Origin of the sequence: Nakamurella panacisegetis, from assembly GCF_900104535.1 — a bacterium.
In the GTDB taxonomy this organism is placed as follows: Bacteria; Actinomycetota; Actinomycetes; order Mycobacteriales; family Nakamurellaceae; genus Nakamurella; species Nakamurella panacisegetis.
On sequence record NZ_LT629710.1, the window covers coordinates 2,033,792 to 2,053,789 of the forward strand.

Below are 19,998 nucleotides of genomic sequence, written 5' to 3' on the forward strand. Positions count from 1 at the left end.
TCGGAGCACCCGTCTGCGATTCGGACAGGGCAGTACCCAGGCTGCATTGATTCCAAGCCCTATTCCTCCGAATACACCCGGATCAGTGACGAACGGCCCGTTCGCGCGGCGGGAGTCAAGGCGTGGGCGACGCGCTGCGACACTGGGCGCGCGCGGCTCAGACCGCATCTCCGCCGAATCCGGCTCGGCCGCGGCTCGGATCGAGCCGCCGTCCGGAGTCGGGAGCGAATTCCGCGCGGACGCCGAGGAGGCGGATCGGCCGCTCGTGATCGACCCCTTGCGCGACTTGGGTGGCGGCGGCCGCGATGACGTCGGGATCCTGTGTCGGTGCGGCCAGGGCGCGGCTCCTGGTCACCGTCACGAACGGCTTGAACCGCACCTTCACCCCGATCCGGACCGCCGGCCGGCCCTCGGCGATCACGTCCTCGGTGACGTGACGAGCCAGCTTGTCGATCTCGGCGTACACATCGGCCCAGTCGGTCAGGTCGTGCTGGAAGGTGGTCTCCCGACTGCGCGCCCGAGCAACGTACGGACTGTCGATGACCTCGGAACGGGCGTCCCCGCGGGCCAGTCCGACCCACCGCGGCCCCATCGTCGGGCCGACCTGGGCGGCCAGTGCCTTCGGATCGGCGTCGGCCAGTTCCCGCACGGTGTGCAAACCCAGCTCGGCCAAGCGTTTCGCCGTCTTCGGGCCGATGCCCCACAGGGCCGAGGTACTGCGCTCGCCCACTACCTCGAACCAGTTGGATCCGGTCAGGGTGAATGTGCCTCTGGGTTTGCCGAAGTCGGTGGCCATCTTGGCCCGCAGCACATTGTCGCCGATGCCCACGGAGGCCCAGAGCTGCGTCCGGTCCAGGATCGCCTGCTGCAGTCGGAGCCCGACCGCCGCCGGATCCTCGGTCTCGACACCGACGAAAGCCTCGTCCCAGCCGAGGATCTCGACCTTCCCGGGGACGTCGACGCCGTTCTGGTCGGAGACCGGCACCGTCCGCAGCACCTCCATGACCCGGGCCGAGGCCTCCTCGTAGGCCGGTCGATCGGCCGGCAGGAAGACCGCGTCCGGACACTTCCGGGCGGCGAGACGCATCGGCATGCCGGACCGGACGCCGAACGCCCTGGCCTCATAGGAGGCCGTGGCGACGACCGAGCGCAACGTCGGGTCGCCGTTACCTCCGACCACGACTGGGCGGCCGCGCAGTTCCGGGCGGCGCAGGACCTCGACCGCCGCGATGAACTGGTCGAGGTCGACGTGCAACACCCACGGTGCCATGCCGGCGATTCTGCCCGACGCCGACGCTGAGCGGGGCCGCCGATGGGAGGATGACCGACATGTCGGCCGCCGCGCGCACTCTCCAGTCACTGGCCGATGGCGTCCTGCTCCCCGGCTTTCACGGTTCGGTGGCGCCGGACTGGTTTCGGCGCCGGATCTCCGACTCGCTCGGTGGCGTCTGCCTGTTCGCCACCAACGTCATCGACGTGGAGCAGGTGCGCGTCCTGACCGACTCGTTGCGGAGCGAACGCCCGGACGTGGTGGTCGCGGTGGACGAGGAAGGCGGCGCGGTGACGCGGCTGGATGCGGCCGAGGGGTCGCGGTTCCCGGGGGCGGCGGCTTTGGGTCGGGTCGACGACATCGGGCTGACCGAGCGGATCGGTGCCGCGGTGGGCCGGTTGACCGCCGCCGCCGGGATCACCCTCAACTTCGCGCCCTGCGCCGACGTGCTGACCGATCCGGCGAACCCGGTCATCCGGATCCGCTCGTTCGGGACGGCTCCGGAACTCGTCGCGCGCCATACCGCGGCGTTCGTCCGCGGACACCAGGCCCAGGGCGTTGCCGCCTGCGTGAAGCACTACCCCGGTCACGGGAACACCGACGTCGACACCCACCTGGGCCAGGCCGTCGTCCACCAGAACCTGGAGTCGTTGCGGCACAGTGCGCTACTGCCGTTCGCGGCGGGCGTGGCGGCGGGCGTGGCGTCGGTGATGGCCGGGCATCTGCTGGTGCCGGAGGTGGATGCGTTGCCGGCCAGCGTTTCTGGACGCTGGCTGGTCGACATTCTCCGTGGCGAAATGGGTTTCACCGGAGTCGTGGTCACCGATGCGCTGGACATGGCGGCCATTGCCCGTCGGTACGGTCTCGTCGAAGGGGCCGTGATGGCCGTCGAGGCGGGCGCCGACCTGTTGTGTCTGGGCGCGGCCGACACCACGCCTGAGGTGCTCGACCACATCAGTTCGGCCCTGGTCGCGGCGGTGGGGACGGGCCGGATCGACGAGGAACGGTTGGTCCGGGCGGCCACGCGGGCGGCTGGCCTCGGCGTACTCCCGCCGCCCGTCTCCCCGGCGAGACTGGCCGAGGACCGGCGCATCGCCGACCAGGCGGCGCGGCGTGCGCTGGCCACGGTCGGCTCGCTGCCGCCCCTGATGCCGGGTCTGTTGGTGGTCCGCTGTGAGGCCGGGCGGAACTTCGCCGTCGGATCGGTGCCGTGGGGTCCCATGGCGGTGATGCCGCCGTCGTTCGGCGCGATCGAGGTGGTGGTGACCCACGACGCTCCGGTGCCGCTGGAACTCCTGCCTGCCGCCCCTCAGGTGCTGGTCGTGACCAGTGACCGGCACCGTCACGACTGGATGCGCGCCGCGGTGGCGCTGGTTCGCTCGATCCGGCCGGACGCCGTCCTGGTGGAGATGGGTACGGGCGGAGTGTCCGACGCCGACGCGCCCGCGCTGGCGTCCTACGGCTCGGGACCGGCCAACGCCCGGGCCGTGCTCGACCGATTGGTCGGCGGCCCGGGCGGGGCGGTGGGCTCAGCGGGAGCTCACACGCCCGTCCAGCGCCAGTCGGCGATGGACGGGTCGTCCTCCCCGTGCTCACGGGTGTAGGCGCGGGCCGCCAGGCGGCGGTCGGACATGTCCTGACGGAGGTTTGCCGCTCGGCTGCCCAGCGACGGGACCCGGTCGATCACGTCCATGACGAGCCGGAACCGATCCAGGTCGTTCATCATCACCATGTCGAACGGGGTGGTGGTGGTGCCCTCCTCGCGATATCCGCGCACATGGATGTTGTGGTGGTTGTTCCGCCGGTAGGTCAGTCGATGGATCAATGACGGATACCCGTGATAGGCGAAGACGACCGGCTTGTCCCTGGTGAACAGGGCGTCGAAGTCGCGGTCGGACAGGCCGTGCGGATGTTCGGTGTCCGGTTCCAGCCGCATCAGGTCGACCACGTTGATCACCCGGACCTTGAGGTCCGGCAGATGCCGGCGGAGCAGATCGGCCGCGGCGACGACCTCCAGCGTCGGGACATCGCCCGCGCAGGCCAGGACGACATCCGGCTCGGCGTCGGTGTTCCCGGCCCAGGGCCAGATGCCCAGGCCGCGGGTGCAGTGCGCGATCGCCTCGTCCATCGTCAGGTAGGCCAGCGCCGGCTGCTTGCCGGCGACGATCACGTTGACGTAATGCCGGCTGCGCAGGCAGTGATCGGCCACGGACAACAGCGTGTTCGTGTCCGGCGGCAGATACACCCTGACCACTTCGGACTTCTTGTTCACCACGTGGTCGATGAATCCCGGGTCCTGGTGGGACAGGCCGTTGTGGTCCTGCCGCCAGACGTGGGACGTCAGCAGGTAGTTGAGCGAGGCGATCGGTGCGCGCCACGGAATGTGGCGGGTGGTCTTGAGCCACTTCGCGTGCTGGTTGAACATGGAGTCGACCAGGTGGATGAACGCCTCGTAGCAGTTGAACAACCCGTGGCGTCCGGTCAGCAGGTATCCCTCCAGCCAGCCCTCGCAGAGATGCTCGGACAGCACCTCCATGACGCGGCCGTCCGGCGCCAGGTGGTCGTCGCCGGCGACGGTCTCGGCGTTCCAGGTGCGGGAGGTCACCTCGAACACGGCACCGAGCCGGTTGGACGCGGTCTCGTCCGGGCCCATGACGCGGAAGTTGTCGGGGTTGGCGGTGATGATGTCGCGGACGAATTCGCCCATCACCCGGGTCGCCTCGCTCATCTGGGTTCCGGGGCGCTCGAGAGTGACGGCATAGTCGCGGAAGTCCGGCATCACCAGGTCGCGGAGCAGCAGGCCGCCGTTGGCGTGCAGGTTGGCGCTCATGCGGCGCCCGCCCTGCGGCGCCAGGGCCTGCAGTTCGGGTCGGAGGGCACCGCCCTCGTCGAACAGCTCCTCGGGGCGGTAGCTGCGCAGCCATTCCTCCAGCTGGCTCCGGTGCTGCGCGTTGGTCCTGGTCTCGGCCAGTGGCACCTGGTGCGAACGGAACGTGCCCTCGACCGGCAGGCCGTCGACCGTCGCCGGTCCGGTCCATCCCTTCGGGGTGCGCAGCACCAGCATCGGCCAACGGGGCCGCGACCCGTCGCCGGCACCATCGCCGGACCGGGCCCGGCGCTGGATGTCGGCGATGTCGTCCAGGGCGGCGTCCAGGGTGGTGGCCAGTTGTTCGTGCACCAGCGCCGGATCGGACCCGGTGACGAACAGCGGTTCGTATCCGTAGCCGCGCAGCAGGTCGGCCAGCTCCGATTCGGGGATTCGGGCCAGCACGGTCGGGTTGGCGATCTTGTAGCCGTTCAGGTGCAGAACCGGGAGCACGGCGCCGTCGGTGGCCGGGTTCAGGAACTTGTTGGAGTGCCAGCTCGCGGCCAGCGGCCCGGTCTCGGCCTCGCCGTCGCCGACCACGCACAGCACCACCAGGTCCGGGTTGTCGAACGCGGCGCCGTAGGCGTGGACGATCGAGTAGCCCAGCTCGCCACCCTCGTGGATCGAACCGGGGGTCTCCGGGGCGACGTGGCTGGGAATACCGCCGGGAAAGGAGAACTGGCGGAACAGACGCCGGATTCCCTCGGCGTCCTGGCCGATCGCTGGATACACCTCGGTGTAGGTGCCCTCCAGGTAGGCGTTGGCCACCAGGCCGGGGCCGCCGTGCCCGGGTCCGGTGATGTACAGGGCGTTCAGATCGCGATTGCGGATCGCGCGGTTCATGTGTGCGTACAACAGGTTCAGCCCGGGCGTGGTGCCCCAGTGGCCGAGCAGACGTGGCTTCACGTGCTCGGGCAGCAGCGGCTCGGCGAGCAGCGGGTTGTCCATCAGATAGATCTGGCCGACCGACAGGTAGTTGGCCGCCCGCCAGTACCGGTCGATCAGGTCCAGCTCCGCCGGGTCGAGAGTGGCCTTGGCCCGGCCGGTGCGGGTGGAGACCTCGGCCGTCGCGATCACTGAGAGACCGCCTGGGTGTGCGGCGCGGGGTGGTGGCGGACGGCGTCCTTCCGCTCGTCGACGACGACCACCGGGCAGGCGGCATGACGTCGGCAGGCCGACTCGACGTTGCCCCGGAACAGGTCGCTCAATGCGGTGCTCGTCCGCGCGCCGAGGACCAGGAGGCGTGCGCCGGCTGACCGTTCGGGCAGGATCGCGGTGGGGTTGCCGTGCCGGCTCAGCTGGGTCACCACCGGCATCCGCCCCGACACGGGGTCCGGGCCGACATCCGCGAGCGCGGCGGCCACCTCGTTCTGCAGCATGCAGGCCGATGCCACCTGCAGTTCCTGGGACGAGCCCAAGGCGACATCGGTCAGGGTCTGTGGGATCCAGCAGTGCACCACCTCGACCGGGGACCCGGTGGCGGCCCCTTCGCGTAGCGCCCACCGCAGGGCGGCCAGGCTGTTGGCCGAACCGTCGATTCCGACCAGCACGGTGCGGTTTGATTCCTCGATCGTCATGACTGCTCCATCTTCTTCGTCTGTGTGGCGGAACCAGCGGGCGGCCCGGAGTCGAAACGGCGGCGTGCCCATCTGGAGTCAACCGTCCGGCCACCGGTCTGGCCAGGGTCCAAAGGCCCTGGCCACCCGGGCGTTCGGGCCGAATTCGCGGGCCGAGCAATGACCTTCGCCTCTCCCGACGGATACGCTCAAGGGCAGATCCTGGCGGTGATCAAATTCCTGCTCACCCATGGAGAATGGCAATGACGACCACCGTCCGTCCCACCGTCCCGGCCCCATCGGCCGCGCCGACCGGCACCGCTCCGACCGGTGCGGCTGCCACCGGCACCGTCACCACGTCCGCGGCACCCCACATCACCGGAGCGCAGAAGGCTGTTGCCGTCATGCGCATCGGGCTCGGTTGGGTGTTCCTGTGGGCCTTCCTGGACAAGGTCTTCGGGTTCGGGTATTCCACGCCCAGTGCCCGGGCCTGGATCAACGGCGGATCGCCGACCAAGGGCTTCCTCGGCAACGTGCACGTCGGACCGCTGCAGTCGGTGTTCCGGGACCTCGCCGGGAACGTCGTCATCGACTGGCTCTTCATGCTGGCGCTGCTCGGGCTCGGCGTGGCTCTGATCCTCGGGGTGACGCTGCGGATCGCCGCCGTGTCCGGTTCACTCCTGCTGCTGTTGATGTGGGCGGCCGAATGGCCGATGGCCCAGTTCAACTCGGCCGGTGTGGCCACCGGATCGAGCAATCCGCTGGTCGACTACCACATCATCTTCGCCATCGGCCTGGCCGTGATCGCCGCGCTCGGCGCCGCCTCCCCGTGGGGGCTTGGCAAGTGGTGGAGCAGCCGGCCGGTCGTCGACGCCCACCCCGTCCTGCGCTGATCTTCGGCGCAGATCAACCGGGAGAACATCCCGCCGCAACTGGAGAAAGGACCTCCATGAGCATCGAACGCTCCAACTTCATCCTCGTCGGCATCGACGGGACGCCGGCTTCCACCGCGGCCGTGCTGTGGGCCGCCGACGAGGCCGCCCGTCGCCGGGCCGACCTACATCTGCTGCACGCCTACGCGATCCCAGCGCCGCCCGGCTTCCCCGGGGCCGGGATGACGGTCGGGGATCTGACGAACTCCGTCCGGGAAGCCGGCCGGGCACAGCTCGCCGACGCCGAGGCCGCGGCGCTGGCCCGTCACCCCGAACTCACGGTCGACACCATGATGGAGTGCGGTTCGGCGGTGGATCTGTTGCGGGAAGAGGCCGAACACGCCCTGTTGCTGGTCGTCGGCACCCGCGCCGAACACGAGTTCGTCGAATCGGTCTTCGGGAGTGTGGCGGCCCGGCTGGCCGGGCACGCGCCGTGCCCGGTGGTCGTCATCCGTGAGGGTGCCGACGTCGCGACCACGGACCGCCCGGTTGTGATCGGCCTGGACGGAACCCCGAGCTGCGAGGGCGCGGTGGCCTTCGCCTTCGAGGAGGCGTCCCTGCGGCAGGTCGAATTGATCGCCGTGCACAGCTGGGACGACAGCCCGTTCGACGGATTCCAGCGCGTCTACCCGCTCCTGATCGACCGTGATGCCATCGACGAGGAGGAACGTCGAGTGCTGGTCGAACAGCTGGGAGGTTGGGTCGACCGCTACCCGGACGTCACGGTGCGATCGGTGGTGCGCCGGGGCAAGGCGGAAGCGGGCCTCACCCACCCCGACGCCGAACACGCCACCGTGCCGGCCCTGGTGGTCGTGGGTACGCGGGGGGCCGGCCGGTTCACCGCCTTGGTCAAGGGATCGACCAGCCGGGACCTGCTCGCCCACTCGCCGATCCCGGTGGCCGTCGTCCGTGGCGAGTACGCGGACGGCCGCTACGACGCGACCAGGAAGAAACGGCCGCTCAACGTTTGATCTCCGCGCCGAACACGGCCGCCTGCGTACGGCGCTGCATGCCGAGCTTGGACAGCAGCGCCGAGACGTAGTTCTTGATCGTCTTCTCGGCCAGGTGAAGGTGTTCGCCGATCTGCCGGTTGGTCAGGCCGTCCGCGATCAAGGCCAGGATGTCCCGGTCGCGGTCGGTCAGGCCCTCCATCCGCTTGTCGTGCGGTTCTCCCTCCCGCAGCCGGGTGAGCAGGCGCCCGGTGACCTTCGGGTCCATCAGGGACCCACCGGCCGCCACCTGTCGGATGGCGTCGACCAGGGAGGATCCGCGGATCTCCTTGAGGAGGTACCCGGCCGCGCCGGCCATCACCGCCGCGAACAGCGCCTCGTCGTCGTCGTAGGACGTCAGGATCAGGCACTGCAGATCGGGATCGGCCGACCGCAGGTCGCGGCACACGTCGATCCCGCTGCCGTCCGGCAGGCGGGCGTCCAGGATGGCGACCTGAGGGCGAAGGCTCGGGACCCGGGCCAGCGCCTCGGCGGCGGAGCCGGCCTCTCCGACCACCTCGATATCGCCGGCGGCGCTGATCAGGTCGGCGATGCCACGCCGGACGATCTCGTGATCGTCCAGAAGGAACACGCGAATCGGGGCCGTGGTCATCGGTCTCCTGTCGTCGTCGGTGCTGCGAAAAGGGGTACGGCCCAGGTCAGGACGGTTCCGCCGTCCGGTCCGGGGGAGGTGTTGAAGTGGCCGTTCCGGCGGGTCGCCCTGGCCTTCATGTTGCCCAGGCCGCTGTTGCGCGTCGGCTCACCGATTCCGATGCCGGTGTCGCTCACCACCAGAGTCAACCAGCCGTCGGCCACCCGTAGATCGACGTCGACCAGGTCGGCGTCGGAATGACGGGCGGCGTTGGACAGCGCCTCCCGCAGCACGGCCTGCACGTCGTCGAACAATTCGGCGGCCACCACCGTGTCGATCGGGCCGACGAATCGGATGTGCGGTTCCGCCCGCATGGTCGGGGCTATCTCGTCCAGCGTGGCCAGCAGCTGGGTCCGGGCGCTCGCGGTGCTCCTCGGGGTCTGAAGGGCGAAGATCGAGGTCCGGATCTGGCGGATGGTCTCGTCGATGTCGTCGACCACGCGAGTCAACCGGTCGGCCCGGTTGGGCAGCGACCCGGACAGCACGCTCTGCACGGTCAACCCGGCCGCGAAGAGCCGTTGGATGACGTGGTCGTGCAGGTCGCGGGCGATGCGGTCCCGATCTTCCAGGAGCGCCAATCGCTCACCGACGGCTCGGGCGTCGGCCAGTTCCAACGCAACCGCGGCGTGCCCGGCGAAGGTGGCGGCCATGTCCAGTTCGGCCAGGGAGAAGGCCGTACGCCCGGCCAGCCGAGCCGCCAGGAGCGCACCACGGGGCCGGCCGGACCCGGTGAGTGGCAAGGCGATCACCGGCCCGATCCGGACCACGTCGGCGATGTGTACCCGGAGATTGTCGGCCTTGTCGACCCGGGCGATCCGGATCGGCTGACCGGTGTCGATCGCCGCCTGGGACAACGTCCCGGCGTCCGGATACACCCGGCCGGTGAGTTCGGCGGCGCCCTGACCGGTGGCCACCTCGATGCGCAGTCGGGCGCCGTCGCCGACCGGCAGCACGACGATGACCACGTCGGCCTCGGCCATCACCTTGACCTGCTCGGCGATGTCGTCGAGGGCGTTGTCGACCGGTCTCGTCAGCAAACGCCGGGTGATCTCGGTGGATGCCTCGAGCCAGTCCTGCCGGCGCTGGCTGTCCCGGAACAGCCGGGCGTTCTCGATCGCGATTGCGGCCGTCGCGGCCAGCGAGACCGCCAGGTCGGTGTGTTCGGCGGTGAACTGCCCGGTCTCGTTCTCGGTGAGGTACAGGTTGCCGTAGACCTCGCCGCGCAGCTTGATCGGCACGCCGAGGAAGGAACTCATCGGGGGATGGTTCGCGGGGAAACCGGACGAGCGCGGATCGGCGCCCAACTCGAGCAGGGTGATCGGTTCCGGGTGGGCGATCAATGCCCCGAGCAGGCCCTTTCCCTTCGGCAACGGGCCGATCGAATCCACCAACTCCGGGTCCATGCCGACGTGGATGAACTGCTCCAGGGTCCCGTCCTGGCCGATCACCCCCAGCGCCCCGTATCTGGCGCCGGTCAGGTCGCAAGCCGACTGGACCACGCGGCGCAGGACCTCAGGAAGGGACAACTCGCCCACGATCGAGCTGTTGGCGGTCAGCAACTTCCGGAGGCCGTCACGGGCGGCCACGACCTCCCCGGCCCGGCTGACCAACTGCTCGAGCAGTTCGTCGATGTGGAGTTTCGGAACGGTCGGCAACTCGGACAAGAGGTCGGCTCCGTTCTCCCGGATCAGAAACACGATAGCCAACAGTCTGTCAGGCGTGGATCGGCCGCAGAAGGCCGCGGGGTGTCAGCGACCGGATCCATGGCCGAATGCCGGACGACAAGGGTCTTTGGACCATGGGCAACGGTGGCCGCGCGGCGTTTGCTGGGAGGCGGTGGCGTTGCGTTCCGCAGCAGCTTCCCAGCGTTCCAGGGAGATGATGTGTTCACGCCGGTGTTCGGTCTGTCGGCGCAACAGACCGTCCAGGTGTTGTCGGCCGCCGGGCGCGCGCCGTCGTTGCACAACAGCCAGCCGTGGGCCTTCCGACTGACCTCCGACCGGATCGAACTGCACCTGGATCCGGCGCGTCGGCTTCCGGCGAGTGATCCGGACGGGCGGGAGGCCCGCCTCGCCTGCGGTGCCGCGCTGTTCAATCTCCGGCTGGCGTTGGCCCGCCACGGGGTGCGGGCCACCTCCGACGTGGTCGCCGAGCCGGGCGACGGGCCGCTGGCCGTCGTCGAGCTCGGCGGTGATTTCGCGCTGAGCCCGGAACGGGCCGAACTGGAACGGGCCATCGTCCACCGCCGCACCAACCGTCGACCGTTCTTCGACGAAGACGTGCCGCCGGGTCACCGTCTGACCCTCGCCCGTGCCGCGGAGATCGAGGGCGCCACCCTCTGGACGGTGAGCGAGCCGCTGATCCTGGACCGGCTGGCCGGCCTGGCCGAATCGGCCGATCGCGCCCAGCACGCGGATCCGGCCTGGTTGCGGGAATGGGCGGCGTGGACCGGCGGCTCCGGCGGTGACGACCGTGATCCGGTCATCACCGCCGGCCCGGGCCCGGTGCCGGACGATCCGTGGGCGCGCCGCGACTTCGGGCGGCCGGCCGGCCGGCCCGCTGGACCGCAGCCGTTGGTCGCCGTTCTGGCCACACCCGACGACCAGCCGCGGTCCCAGGTGCTGGCCGGTCAGGCCATGGAACGGGTCCTGCTGACGGCAACCGGCCTCGGCCTGGCCGCGTCCTTCGTCTCGCGGCTCGTGGAGGTCCCGTCGGTGCGCGCGCAGGTCGCGGCGCTGATCGGGGGAGCCCTGTACCCGCAGACGGTGCTGCGGATCGGTTTCGGGGGCCCGGTCCCCGGGACCACCCGCCGGGCCGTGGAGGAGTGTCTGTGGTCGCAGCCGTGTGAGCACGACCGGGAGGCCGCAATCCTGCGGCAGGTGCGCTAGCGACCCCCGCTGCCCTCCCTGCCCTGCCGCCTCTGGCTTCCCACGCCCTGACCTACCCTCATCACGGCCGCCGAGATCCGGTGGGCCGCTGTCACCTGGAGCCGCTTTGTCCGTCGATGCCGAACTGTCCACCCCGAGCCTGTCCGTCGGCGTCATCGGCTACGGGGCGCGGATCTCCTACATCCGGGCGCCCGACCGGCACGGCAACTGGGCCGATGTGGCCAAGGGGTTCGACGACCCGGCCGCGTGGCGGGCTGATCCGACGTTCCAGGGTGCGACCATCGGGCGGTACGCCAACCGGATCAACCGCGGCACCTTCGAACTGGACGGGCGCCGCTTCCACGTCCCGCTCAATGACGGGGCGAATGCCCTCCACGGCGGCCCCGGCGGCTTCTCGGACCGCGATTGGGAGGTCGAACCGCCGGTCGTCACCCCGCACGAATCCAGCGTGACGATGCGGCGCACCAGCCCCGACGGCGAGATGGGATTCCCCGGAAACCTCGATGTGTCAGTGGTTTTCAGCGTGACCGGCAGCGAGTTGACGATCGACTACCGGGCCATCACCGACGCCCCGACGCCGGTGAACCTGACCAACCACGTGTATCTGAACCTGGCCGGGCGACCCAGCTCGATCGCCGACCACGAGGTCACCCTGTTCGCCGACCGGGTCGCGGAGATCGGTCCGGGATTGATCTCGACCGGGGGGTTGATCGACGTGGCCGGCACGCCGCTCGACTTCCGGACGCCCGCGCCGATCGGGGAGCGCTGGCGGGCGTCACATCCGCAGATGGTGCTGGCCGGCGGTTATGACCACGCCTACCTGCTGGACTCCAGCGGCGGGGAGTACGACGGGTTGCGGCTCGGCGCCAGGGTCATCGAGCCGTCGACCGGCCGTTGCCTGGAACTGTTCACCGATCAGCCGACCGTGCAGTTCTACAGCGGGAACATGCTGACCGGCACGGTGGTCGAGCGCTCGGGCTCCACCCTGCGTCAGAGCGACGCGTTCTGCCTGGAGCCGCAGCAACTCTCGGACTCGGTGAATCAACCGCACTTCCCGAGCACGGTGTTGCGCCCGGGGGCGGAGTACCGCAACCGCACGATCTACCGCTTCTCGGCCGAGTAACCGCCGATCGGGGGTTCCCCGGGCCCGGATCGGTGGCTACGTTGCTGGACATGGCTTACGACCGTGATCTGGCCGAACGTGTCCGTGAGGAACTGGCCGAGCGCAGCGACGTGGTGGAGAAGGCCATGTTCGGGGGCCTGGCCTTCCTGATCAACGGGAACATGGCGGTCGCCGCCTCCGGCCAGGGCGGCCTGCTGCTCCGGGCCGACCCGGCGGCCACGGACGCCCTGAGCCAGGATCCGCACGCGGAACCGTTCGTCATGCGGGGCCGGGAGATGAACGGCTGGCTGCGTATCGCCCCGGAAGGCGCGGCCACCGACGGGGACCTGACCCGCTGGGTGGCCATCGGCGTCGCCCAGGCGCTGGCGCTGCCGGGCAAGTAGGCCCGGCAGCTCCAGGGCCCGCGTTCAGGACGTCGGCGGGACCGAGGTGGTGGTCGCCTTGGCCACCCCCCGGTCGATCACCTTCGTGGCCGTCATCGGCGCGCTTCCGGTACCGACGACGCCCGCTCGGTCACCGACCTTGACCTCACCGATGGTGGCCGGGCTGCCCTTCGCGTGCCCTGTGACCCGCACCGTGGTCGCGGCGTTGATGACGAAGGCTTCCGACGTGCCGTCGGCCGCCTTGATCGTCACGGACGTGCCGGACACCGCGGTCACCACTCCACGGATCGCGTCGTGGGTGACGAACTTGCCGGTCTTGCCGTCCTTGGTCACCCACTGTGCGTGGGCCACTCGCTCCAGGCGCCGGGCCAGCGCGACCCGGTGTTTGCCGTCTCCCCGGGCGGCCGCGGTCGACGCCGAGGTGGTCGCCGCCGCGGGTGCGACCTCGGCCGCCGCGCCCGTCCCGGTGGCCGACGACCCCGGAGTCGCGGCCAGCGCGACCCCTCCGATCCCGAGGCCGACCGCTGCGGCGATGCCGCCGATCACCACGAACTTCTTCCACACGATGTCCTCCAGAGTTCGATGAGCCGCACCACCGTGGGCGACAGGGTCACTGTGCCGCGGGGTTGTTCACGCCTGACGGGCAGAATGTTCGGGGACGGTTCAGATCGACGTCGGGCCGGGAACTCAGGGGTGCGTCGGTCCGGCCCACAACTCCCGGACGATCCGGTGCGGGTCTGGCCTTTGCCCAGATGCGTGTTCATGACCGAGGGCGGTTCGGTCCCGCGGTCAGCACGGCCGAGAGGAACCAGGGTGCCTGCCGATCTGACGCTCGACCGGAAGCTGGCCGAATTCCTGCGCCGCTTCGCCCGGACGATGGCCACCGACTTCCCGATCCAGGCCATTCTGGACGAACTGGTGGCCCAGGTCGTCGAGATGCTGCCGGTCACGGCGGCCGGGGTCACCCTGATCTCCGGTGAGCGTCGTCCGCGGTACGTCGCGGCGTCCGATCACGTGGCGGCCACCGTCGAGCAGCTGCAGACCGATCTGCGCGAAGGGCCGTGTCTGCTGGCCCATCGATCCGGCCAGTCGGTGACGAGCCCCGATCTCCGGACGGACCAGCGGTTCCCGCAGTTCGGCCCCGCGGCCGTGGCCGCCGGGCTGCTGGCCGTGTTCACCTTTCCGCTTCGCCACGACAACCAGGTGCTCGGTGCGCTGGATCTGTACTCGGCTCAGGCGGGGGCGCTCCGCGCCGAGGCGCAGGCCGCGGCCGAGGTCGTGGCGGATGTCGCGTCGGCCTACTTGATCAATGCGCAGGGTCGTCGCGACCTGAAGGAGGCGTGGGACCGGGCCCGGCGGGCGGCGTTGTACGACGGGCTGACCGGCCTGCCGAACCGCAGCCTGATGCTGCAACGGATCCAGGCCGAGATCCGTGATCCTCGCCGTGGTCGGGTCGCCGCGGTCATGTTCGTCGACGTCGACGGGTTGAAGGCGGTCAACGATGTCCACGGGCACGCCACCGGTGACGAATTGCTGATCGCCGTGGCCGGCCGGATCGGTGAACGGCTCGGCCAACAGGACAGCCTCGGCCGACTGTCGGGCGACGAGTTCGCCGTGCTCACCGTCGGACACCCCACGGCCGAGGACGTCCTGTTGCTGGCCTCCGGGCTGGTCGCCGCGATGGCCGACCGCTACGTCCTGACCGGTGCCGAGGTCAGCACCACGGTCAGCGTCGGGGTGGCGTGGATCGCCTCCAGGGAGACGACCGCGGAACGGGTGCTGGCCCAGGCGGACACGGCCATGTACCAGGCGAAACGCCGCGGGGGCAACGGTTTGTTCGTCGTCGACGACCTCGGTGAGGCCCTGCTGGATCGTTACCGGCGGCTCGAAGTCGATCTGGTCGAGGTGATCACCCGCGGACAACTGCACAACGACTACCAACCCGTCGTGGAATCCGGGACCGGTGCGTTGGCCGGGTTGGAAACCTTGATCCGCTGGACCCATCCCGAGTTGGGAGTGGTCCCGCCGAGCTCGTTGATCCCGATGGCCGAGCGGGCCGGGTTCATCGACTCGATCGGCCGATGGGTGCTGCAGCAGGCGTTGTCGGACGCGCGGAGATGGGCTCGAACTCAATCCAGGCCGTTCAGCCTGGCCGTCAACGTCTCGCCCCAGCAACTGATGTCGGTCGGGTTCGTCGAGGTGGTCCGCGACGTGCTGGACGCGGTGCAGGACCTGAGCCCGGACAGGTTGGTGCTGGAGATCACCGAGAGCGTGTTTCTCCGTGACGGACGCAAGGCGCTGCAGGTTCTGGGCGAGCTACGCGAACTGGGCGTGACCCTGGCTCTGGACGATTTCGGGACCGGGTACTCCTCCCTGAGCTACCTGCGTCAATTCCCGGTGGACATCCTCAAGATCGACCGGACCTTCATCTCGGAGATCGACACCGACCCGGCGTCCTCGGCCATCGTGGGGGCGGTCACGGATCTGGCCCACCGGCTCGGCCTGGTGGTGGTGGCCGAGGGGGTGGAGACCGCGGCGCAACGACGAGCGGTGGTCGACCTCGGCTGCGACTACAGCCAGGGCTACTACTTCGCTCGTCCCCTGTCCGCGCCGGATGTCGACCGGTTGCTGCACCGGCCGCGCCTGACGCTGCCGGGCGGCTCGTGACCGTGCCCGTTTCGTCTCGCCACCGACCGTCAGACGAGGCCATGGGTGAAGGCGTAGTGCACGGCTTGCGCCCGGTCTCGGACGCCGAGTTTGCTGAAGATGTTGTTGACGTGGGTCTTCACCGTTGCCTCGCTGACGAACAGGGCCGCGGCGATTTCCCGGTTCGACCGGCCCGCCGCGATCAACGCCAGCACCTCACCCTCCCGGGCCGACAACCCGCCGGGGAGGGTCTTCGGGGCCGTCGGACCGCCCGGCGCAGACGGCTTGGAGACCGATCCCGTTGCGGCCGCCACCAAACGAGCCTGGACCGCTGGGTCCAGCACCGCCTGTCCGGCCGCTGCGGCCACCGCCGCCCGGGCGATGTCCTCGCGGCCGGCCTGCTTCGTGAGGTAACCCCGAGCGCCCGCGCCCAGGGCGGCGACGATGGAGTCGTCGTCGTCGAAGGTGGTCAGGACGACGACCGCGATCTCCGGGAACTGCTGCGTGATCAGTGCGGTCGCCGCGATGCCGTCGAGCTTCGGCATGCGGAGGTCCATCAGCACGACGTCCGGCTGATGTTCGGCGGCCATGGCGACGGCCTCCTCGCCGTTGCCGGCGGTGGCCACCACGCTCAGGCCCGGCGTCATGTCCAGCATCATGGCCAACGCCTCGCGTATGGACGCCTGGTCGTCGGCGACCACCAGTCGCAGGTCGCTCATTCGCTGTTCCCCTCGGTCGGTACTTCGACGGTTACCTGCCAGCCGCCGGCCAGCGCGCTCTCGGTGATCGGTCCGGCATCGACGAACCCGCCGAGCAGGGCCGTCCGTTCCCGCATCCCGACCAGACCCATGCCCGATCCCGGCGACGCGGCTCGGACAGGACCAGACGGTGCCGCACCGTTGAGGATCTCCAGCCGGATGCCATGGGGGACATACGTCAGACGAACGGCCAGCGGTGCCCCCGGAGCATGACGACGCGCATTGGTCAGTGCCTCCTGGGCGGCCCGGATCAGGGCCTGCGTGACGTTCGTCGGCAGTTCCCGGGCCTCGCCCGTGACCTGGAGTTCGGCCACACCGAGGAACTGGGCGGCCAGCGTCTCCTCCAGCGGCAGGACCTCGGCCCGCATGGCCGTGACGGCTCGCCGCGCTTCCGCCATGCCTTCTCGGACCATGCTGTGGGCCCGGGCGATCGACTCCCGGGCCCGAGCGGGCTCGCCCTCGGCCAGCAGCATCTCGCTCAGTTCGAGTTGCATGCTGACCCCGGAGAGGGAATGGGCGAGGACGTCGTGGATGTCGCGGGAGATGCGGGCCCGCTCGGCCAGCGTCCGAGCCTGCGCCTCGGACTCGGCTGCTCGTCGGGCCGACCGCGCCGCCTCCAGGGCGCTGGCCATGGCGACGTCCCGGCTGCGGTTGGCCATGCCCAGAAAGACGGGAAGCGACACCGTCAGGCCCAGAAGCCAAGGCCAGCCCGGGATCCCGTTCGCCTGCGCGATGTTCAGGCCGACGGCGCTCAGGACGCCGATGCCGACCGCGACCGGCAGCGCCTCGTTCGTCGGCAGTCGATACCCGGCCAGCCCGGCCGCGAGATAGCCGAAGGCGGCCCCCGTCCCGAGGGAACGGATGCTCAACAGCGCGGCGGCGGCCAGCCCCCAGGTGCAGACCAGGAGCAGCTCGTTGCGGTGGCCCAGCACGCCGGCCGGAACGTGGCGAAGGAGGATGAGGACGGAGTTGACCACCAGCAGGGCCAGGGCCAGCCCGTCGACTCCGGTGAACCCGAGATGTCCGAGCCAGAGCCAACTGGCGACGAGAATGGTGGCCGAGCCGGCGCGCTGGATCAGATCCTGGGTGCGGTTCCGGGCCGGCGTCACCGCGACTGGTTCCCCCGCCGGGTTCGTCACGGTGGTCATGGTCGCATCTTCTCCCAGTTCGGTGTTCGATCATATGTTTCACGTGAAACGAGTCCGGTCCCGGGACTGGGTCGGCCTCGCGGCTCGGCGCTCGCGAGTTCAGGCCGTGACCAGTTCCGTCACGGTGACGTCGGGGGTTGCGATTCGGCGGACCCGCACCTGCACGGCAATGACTCGACCCACGACGGTGGCCAGCGCCATCAAGACGAAGAACGGAGCGATGGTGGCCGGGACCAGATGGTGATCCATCATGAAGATCCCGACCTGCAGTCGGAATCCGGCGATGTTGCTGAGGCTCCAGACGAAGCCGATGCGCAGGGCCATGGCCACCAGCCAGGTGAGGACGAAGCCGACCCCAGTAGTGGTGTAGACCTTCCCGTCGCTCTCGCGCGTGACGCGGGTGGTCAGCGTGGCCAGGACGGCGAAACCGCCGCCGATCGCGATGCCGGCCAGGTACAGCCAGCCTGCGTTACCCCCGAACGGGGCGTCGTCCAGGTAGCTGTAGCCGAACGCGGCCACGCTGATCAACGGCAGGAGCACCTTGTGTCGGCTGTACCCGCGGCGGCCGAACTGGCTCGCCATCATCACCGCGAAGATGCCGCCGCTGATGATCAGGGCCTGGGTGAAGTCGCTCATGACGCTCTCCTCGGTCGCAGTTCCCGGTGGGCCGCGTGGCCCCTGCGAACGACTCTGCTCGGGAAGGGGACCCGGCACATCGGGCTACAGGTGGAACCGGGGTGGACTGCCGCTGATCCACCCGGGGGTGGAGCGATCGCCGCCGATGACTCCGAACGCCCGGGCCCGGGGTCCCGATCGGCCCCGGTTCGCAGTCGGCTATCTTTGCTGACAGGTCGGTAAGCGGACTGGCCCCGGCCGCGGCGCGGTCGAGCAGACTCGGCAGGGAGATCTCATGGCAACGTTGCCCGCACTTTCGGTGCAGCTCTACTCGGTGCGCACGCATCTCGCCGAGGATCTCCCGGGTTCCCTGGCCCGGCTCGCAGCTATCGGGCTCACTCAGGTGGAGCCCTACGACCTGCTCACCGATCCCGCTGGTCTGCGAAAAGCTTTGGACGACAACGGTCTCACCGCGCCGAGCGCGCACACGCGGGTCGCGTCCGGGTCCACCGACCTGGACCAGGTGTTCGAGTCGGCGGCAACGGTCGGAGTCGGGATCGTCATCGATCCGATGACGGATCCGGCCCGTTGGACCACTCTGGACGGAATCAAGGGCGTCGCCGAGGATCTGGCCATCGCCGCGCAGAAGGCGGCCGGCTACGGCATCACCATCGGCTATCACAACCACGCGTTCGAGTGGCAGAGCGACATCGACGGCACTCCGGGCCTCGAGGTGTTGGCGAGCCTGCTGGAGCCGTCCATCGTGCTCGAGGTCGACACCTATTGGGCCGCGGTCGGCGGACAGGACGTACCGGCGGCGCTCGGTCGGCTCGGTGACCGGGTCCAGTTGCTGCACCTCAAGGACGGCCCGATCAACCCGAACAACATCGAGCAGCTGCCCCTCGGTCAGGGGGCGATGCCGGTCGCCCGGATTGTCGCCGCGGCCACCGCCCTGCGCATCCCCGTGCTGGAGTTCGACGACTACGCCGGCGACGTGTTCGACGGCATCGACCAGGGCTTCACCTACGCCCAGGGCCTGTCCCGATGACGGGCTCCGGCCCGCTGGCGGTTGGCGTCATCGGCGCCGGCAAGATCAGCGAGCAGTACCTGGCCAACATGGCGACGTACCCGGATCTGGACGTCCGATTCGTCGCCGATCTGTATCCGGACCTGGCGCGCTCTCGGGCCCAGGAGTTCGGGGTCGCGGCTGCCGGGTCGGTCGAGGATGCCTTGGCCCGCGACGATCTGGAACTGATCGTCAACCTGACCATCCCGGTGGCCCACGCCTCCGTCGCGTCGGCCGCCCTGGCCAGCGGCAAGCACGTCTGGAACGAGAAGCCCATCACCGCGCGGTGGGACGAGGCCGGTGCCCTCCTCGTCCAGGCCGACGCGGCCGGGCTGCTGATCGGGACCGCCCCCGATACCTTCCTCGGGCCGGGACTCCAGGTTGCGCGCACGATGATCGAAAGGGGCGACATCGGGACTCCGCTGACGGCGACCATCGCCTTCCAGTCGGCCGGACCGCACCGTTGGCACCCGAACCCCGACTTCCTCTACCAAGCCGGCGGGGGCCCGCTCTTCGACATGGCGCCCTACTATCTGACGGCCCTGGCCCAGATGTTCGGGCCGATCGTCAAGGTTGCCGCCCTGGGTTCTTCGGCCGGGCCGACCCGGGTGATCGGGGAAGGCCCGCGGGCCGGACAGTCGTTCGACGTCACCGTGCCCACGAGCGTCAGCGCCCTGTACGAGTTCGCCGGCGGTCTGAAGGCGCAGGCCATCTTCAGCTTCGATTCGCCGCTGCAGCGGGTCGGGATCCTGGAGATCAGCGGTACCGACGCCATGATCGCGCCCCCTGACCCGAATCGCTTCACCGGCGACATCCGTCTGGTCACGGCCGAGTCGACCGAGGAGAAGCTGATCCCGGCCGGTGAGCGGCCGGCCGGACGCGGCATCGGCGTGGTCGACATGGCCCGCGCGATCCGGGGGGGTTCGTCGTACGGACCGCACCGGGCGTCGGGCGCCCTGGCCACCCATGTGCTGGAGGCGATGTTCGCGACCGCGGCGTCCATCGACACCGGCGCGTTCGTCCCGGTGGCCTCGACCTTTGCGCCGGTTCCGGTCCTGCCTGACGGCTGGGATCCGAGCGTCCGCACCGTCTGACCGCCCGGCGCC

General features: G+C 69.9%; 18 protein-coding genes. 9 read left to right on the top strand and 9 right to left on the bottom strand.

The genetic code is table 11. From position 1 onward, the window contains the following. Positions 1-157: 157 nt before the first annotated feature. Positions 158-1,270 carry a DNA polymerase IV gene (locus tag BLS97_RS08880; RefSeq protein WP_090475661.1) on the bottom strand — a complete coding sequence of 371 codons (1,113 nt, stop codon included), beginning with the start codon at positions 1,268-1,270 and terminating at the stop codon, positions 158-160. 50 nt (positions 1,271-1,320) lie between these two features. On the opposite strand from BLS97_RS08880, the gene BLS97_RS08885 reads away from it, so the two are divergent. Beyond that, complete coding sequence (locus BLS97_RS08885) at positions 1,321-2,874, top strand: glycoside hydrolase family 3 protein (RefSeq protein WP_090475662.1); 1,554 nt, start codon at positions 1,321-1,323, stop codon at positions 2,872-2,874. On the opposite strand, the gene BLS97_RS08890 is transcribed toward BLS97_RS08885, so the two are convergent. Both BLS97_RS08890 and BLS97_RS08895 read right to left on the bottom strand, forming a co-directional pair. Next, a complete protein-coding gene (locus BLS97_RS08890; protein ID WP_090481744.1) occupies positions 2,811-5,210 on the bottom strand; it encodes a phosphoketolase family protein in 2,400 nt (799 codons plus the stop codon). The two genes, BLS97_RS08885 and BLS97_RS08890, sit on opposite strands and share 64 nt — an antisense overlap. Further along, the gene (locus tag BLS97_RS08895; RefSeq protein ID WP_157695315.1) at positions 5,210-5,713 is read right to left on the bottom strand and encodes a universal stress protein; all 504 of its coding nucleotides are present in this window, start codon (positions 5,711-5,713) and stop codon (positions 5,210-5,212) included. The genes BLS97_RS08890 and BLS97_RS08895 overlap by 1 nt, the downstream gene beginning before the upstream one ends. A 242-nt stretch (positions 5,714-5,955) precedes the next feature. Here BLS97_RS08895 and BLS97_RS08900 point away from each other — a divergent pair, with 242 nt between their 5' ends. Together BLS97_RS08900 and BLS97_RS08905 are read left to right on the top strand one after the other, a co-directional pair. Beyond that, entirely contained in the window at positions 5,956-6,585 is a 630-nt protein-coding gene (locus BLS97_RS08900; protein WP_090475664.1) for a DoxX family membrane protein, read from the top strand. Positions 6,586-6,641: 56 nt separating this feature from the next. After that, positions 6,642-7,595, top strand: coding sequence for a universal stress protein (locus BLS97_RS08905; RefSeq protein ID WP_090475665.1), 954 nt, complete (start codon positions 6,642-6,644; stop codon positions 7,593-7,595). Here the strand turns inward: BLS97_RS08905 and BLS97_RS08910 are convergent. Both BLS97_RS08910 and BLS97_RS08915 read right to left on the bottom strand, forming a co-directional pair. Further along, positions 7,585-8,226 (bottom strand): response regulator, encoded by a 642-nt coding sequence (locus BLS97_RS08910; protein WP_090475666.1) that lies wholly within the window; start codon positions 8,224-8,226, stop codon positions 7,585-7,587. The two genes, BLS97_RS08905 and BLS97_RS08910, sit on opposite strands and share 11 nt — an antisense overlap. Beyond that, positions 8,223-9,962: a sensor histidine kinase gene (locus BLS97_RS08915; RefSeq protein WP_157695316.1), complete on the bottom strand. Its 1,740-nt coding sequence runs from the start codon at positions 9,960-9,962 to the stop codon at positions 8,223-8,225. Before BLS97_RS08915 ends, BLS97_RS08910 begins: the two co-directional genes overlap by 4 nt. 186 nt (positions 9,963-10,148) lie before the next feature. Here BLS97_RS08915 and BLS97_RS08920 point away from each other — a divergent pair, with 186 nt between their 5' ends. The 3 genes from BLS97_RS08920 to BLS97_RS08930 all read left to right on the top strand — a co-directional run bounded on the left by BLS97_RS08920 (position 10,149) and on the right by BLS97_RS08930 (position 12,659). Next, positions 10,149-11,153 (top strand): Acg family FMN-binding oxidoreductase, encoded by a 1,005-nt coding sequence (locus BLS97_RS08920; RefSeq protein ID WP_197676484.1) that lies wholly within the window; start codon positions 10,149-10,151, stop codon positions 11,151-11,153. Positions 11,154-11,259: 106 nt separating this feature from the next. Beyond that, positions 11,260-12,276, top strand: coding sequence for an aldose epimerase family protein (locus BLS97_RS08925; protein WP_090475668.1), 1,017 nt, complete (start codon positions 11,260-11,262; stop codon positions 12,274-12,276). A 50-nt stretch (positions 12,277-12,326) separates the two neighbouring features. After that, positions 12,327-12,659: a TfoX/Sxy family protein gene (locus tag BLS97_RS08930; RefSeq protein WP_090475669.1), complete on the top strand. Its 333-nt coding sequence runs from the start codon at positions 12,327-12,329 to the stop codon at positions 12,657-12,659. Positions 12,660-12,683: 24 nt separating this feature from the next. Here the strand turns inward: BLS97_RS08930 and BLS97_RS08935 are convergent, their stop codons facing one another. After that, entirely contained in the window at positions 12,684-13,223 is a 540-nt protein-coding gene (locus BLS97_RS08935; RefSeq protein ID WP_090475670.1) for a hypothetical protein, read from the bottom strand. 249 nt (positions 13,224-13,472) lie between these two features. Here BLS97_RS08935 and BLS97_RS08940 point away from each other — a divergent pair, with 249 nt between their 5' ends. Beyond that, on the top strand, positions 13,473-15,326 hold the full coding sequence (locus tag BLS97_RS08940; RefSeq protein WP_172832246.1) for a putative bifunctional diguanylate cyclase/phosphodiesterase: 1,854 nt from the start codon (positions 13,473-13,475) through the stop codon (positions 15,324-15,326). Between the two features lie 29 nt (positions 15,327-15,355). Here the strand turns inward: BLS97_RS08940 and BLS97_RS08945 are convergent, their stop codons facing one another. The 3 genes from BLS97_RS08945 to BLS97_RS08955 form a co-directional block, all read right to left on the bottom strand. Continuing rightward, the gene (locus BLS97_RS08945) at positions 15,356-16,024 is read right to left on the bottom strand and encodes a response regulator transcription factor (protein WP_090475672.1); all 669 of its coding nucleotides are present in this window, start codon (positions 16,022-16,024) and stop codon (positions 15,356-15,358) included. Further along, the gene (locus BLS97_RS08950) at positions 16,021-17,211 is read right to left on the bottom strand and encodes a sensor histidine kinase (protein ID WP_090475673.1); all 1,191 of its coding nucleotides are present in this window, start codon (positions 17,209-17,211) and stop codon (positions 16,021-16,023) included. The genes BLS97_RS08945 and BLS97_RS08950 overlap by 4 nt, the downstream gene beginning before the upstream one ends. Positions 17,212-17,310: 99 nt before the next feature. Continuing rightward, entirely contained in the window at positions 17,311-17,847 is a 537-nt protein-coding gene (locus BLS97_RS08955) for a hypothetical protein (protein ID WP_090475674.1), read from the bottom strand. A 274-nt stretch (positions 17,848-18,121) separates the two neighbouring features. On the opposite strand from BLS97_RS08955, the gene BLS97_RS08960 reads away from it, so the two are divergent. Both BLS97_RS08960 and BLS97_RS08965 read left to right on the top strand, forming a co-directional pair. Beyond that, positions 18,122-18,874 (top strand): sugar phosphate isomerase/epimerase family protein, encoded by a 753-nt coding sequence (locus BLS97_RS08960; protein ID WP_090475675.1) that lies wholly within the window; start codon positions 18,122-18,124, stop codon positions 18,872-18,874. After that, positions 18,871-19,986, top strand: a complete 1,116-nt coding sequence (locus tag BLS97_RS08965; RefSeq protein ID WP_090475676.1) for a Gfo/Idh/MocA family protein — start codon at positions 18,871-18,873, stop codon at positions 19,984-19,986. Before BLS97_RS08960 ends, BLS97_RS08965 begins: the two co-directional genes overlap by 4 nt. The last annotated feature ends 12 nt before the right edge of the window (positions 19,987-19,998 follow it).

What these genes read in the sequence shown, in the direction of transcription:
- BLS97_RS08905 (WP_090475665.1), top strand. Translation starts at nt 6,642, where the DNA reads ATGAGCATCGAACGCTCCAACTTCATCCTCGTCGGCATCGACGGGACG.
- BLS97_RS08965 (WP_090475676.1), top strand. Translation starts at nt 18,871, where the DNA reads ATGACGGGCTCCGGCCCGCTGGCGGTTGGCGTCATCGGCGCCGGCAAG.
- BLS97_RS08960 (WP_090475675.1), top strand. Translation starts at nt 18,122, where the DNA reads ATGGCAACGTTGCCCGCACTTTCGGTGCAGCTCTACTCGGTGCGCACG.
- BLS97_RS08910 (WP_090475666.1), bottom strand. Translation starts at nt 8,226, where the DNA reads ATGACCACGGCCCCGATTCGCGTGTTCCTTCTGGACGATCACGAGATC.
- BLS97_RS08895 (WP_157695315.1), bottom strand. Translation starts at nt 5,713, where the DNA reads ATGACGATCGAGGAATCAAACCGCACCGTGCTGGTCGGAATCGACGGT.
- BLS97_RS08945 (WP_090475672.1), bottom strand. Translation starts at nt 16,024, where the DNA reads ATGAGCGACCTGCGACTGGTGGTCGCCGACGACCAGGCGTCCATACGC.
- BLS97_RS08930 (WP_090475669.1), top strand. Translation starts at nt 12,327, where the DNA reads ATGGCTTACGACCGTGATCTGGCCGAACGTGTCCGTGAGGAACTGGCC.
- BLS97_RS08900 (WP_090475664.1), top strand. Translation starts at nt 5,956, where the DNA reads ATGACGACCACCGTCCGTCCCACCGTCCCGGCCCCATCGGCCGCGCCG.
- BLS97_RS08950 (WP_090475673.1), bottom strand. Translation starts at nt 17,211, where the DNA reads ATGACCACCGTGACGAACCCGGCGGGGGAACCAGTCGCGGTGACGCCG.
- BLS97_RS08880 (WP_090475661.1), bottom strand. Translation starts at nt 1,270, where the DNA reads ATGGCACCGTGGGTGTTGCACGTCGACCTCGACCAGTTCATCGCGGCG.
- BLS97_RS08955 (WP_090475674.1), bottom strand. Translation starts at nt 17,847, where the DNA reads ATGAGCGACTTCACCCAGGCCCTGATCATCAGCGGCGGCATCTTCGCG.
- BLS97_RS08885 (WP_090475662.1), top strand. Translation starts at nt 1,321, where the DNA reads ATGACCGACATGTCGGCCGCCGCGCGCACTCTCCAGTCACTGGCCGAT.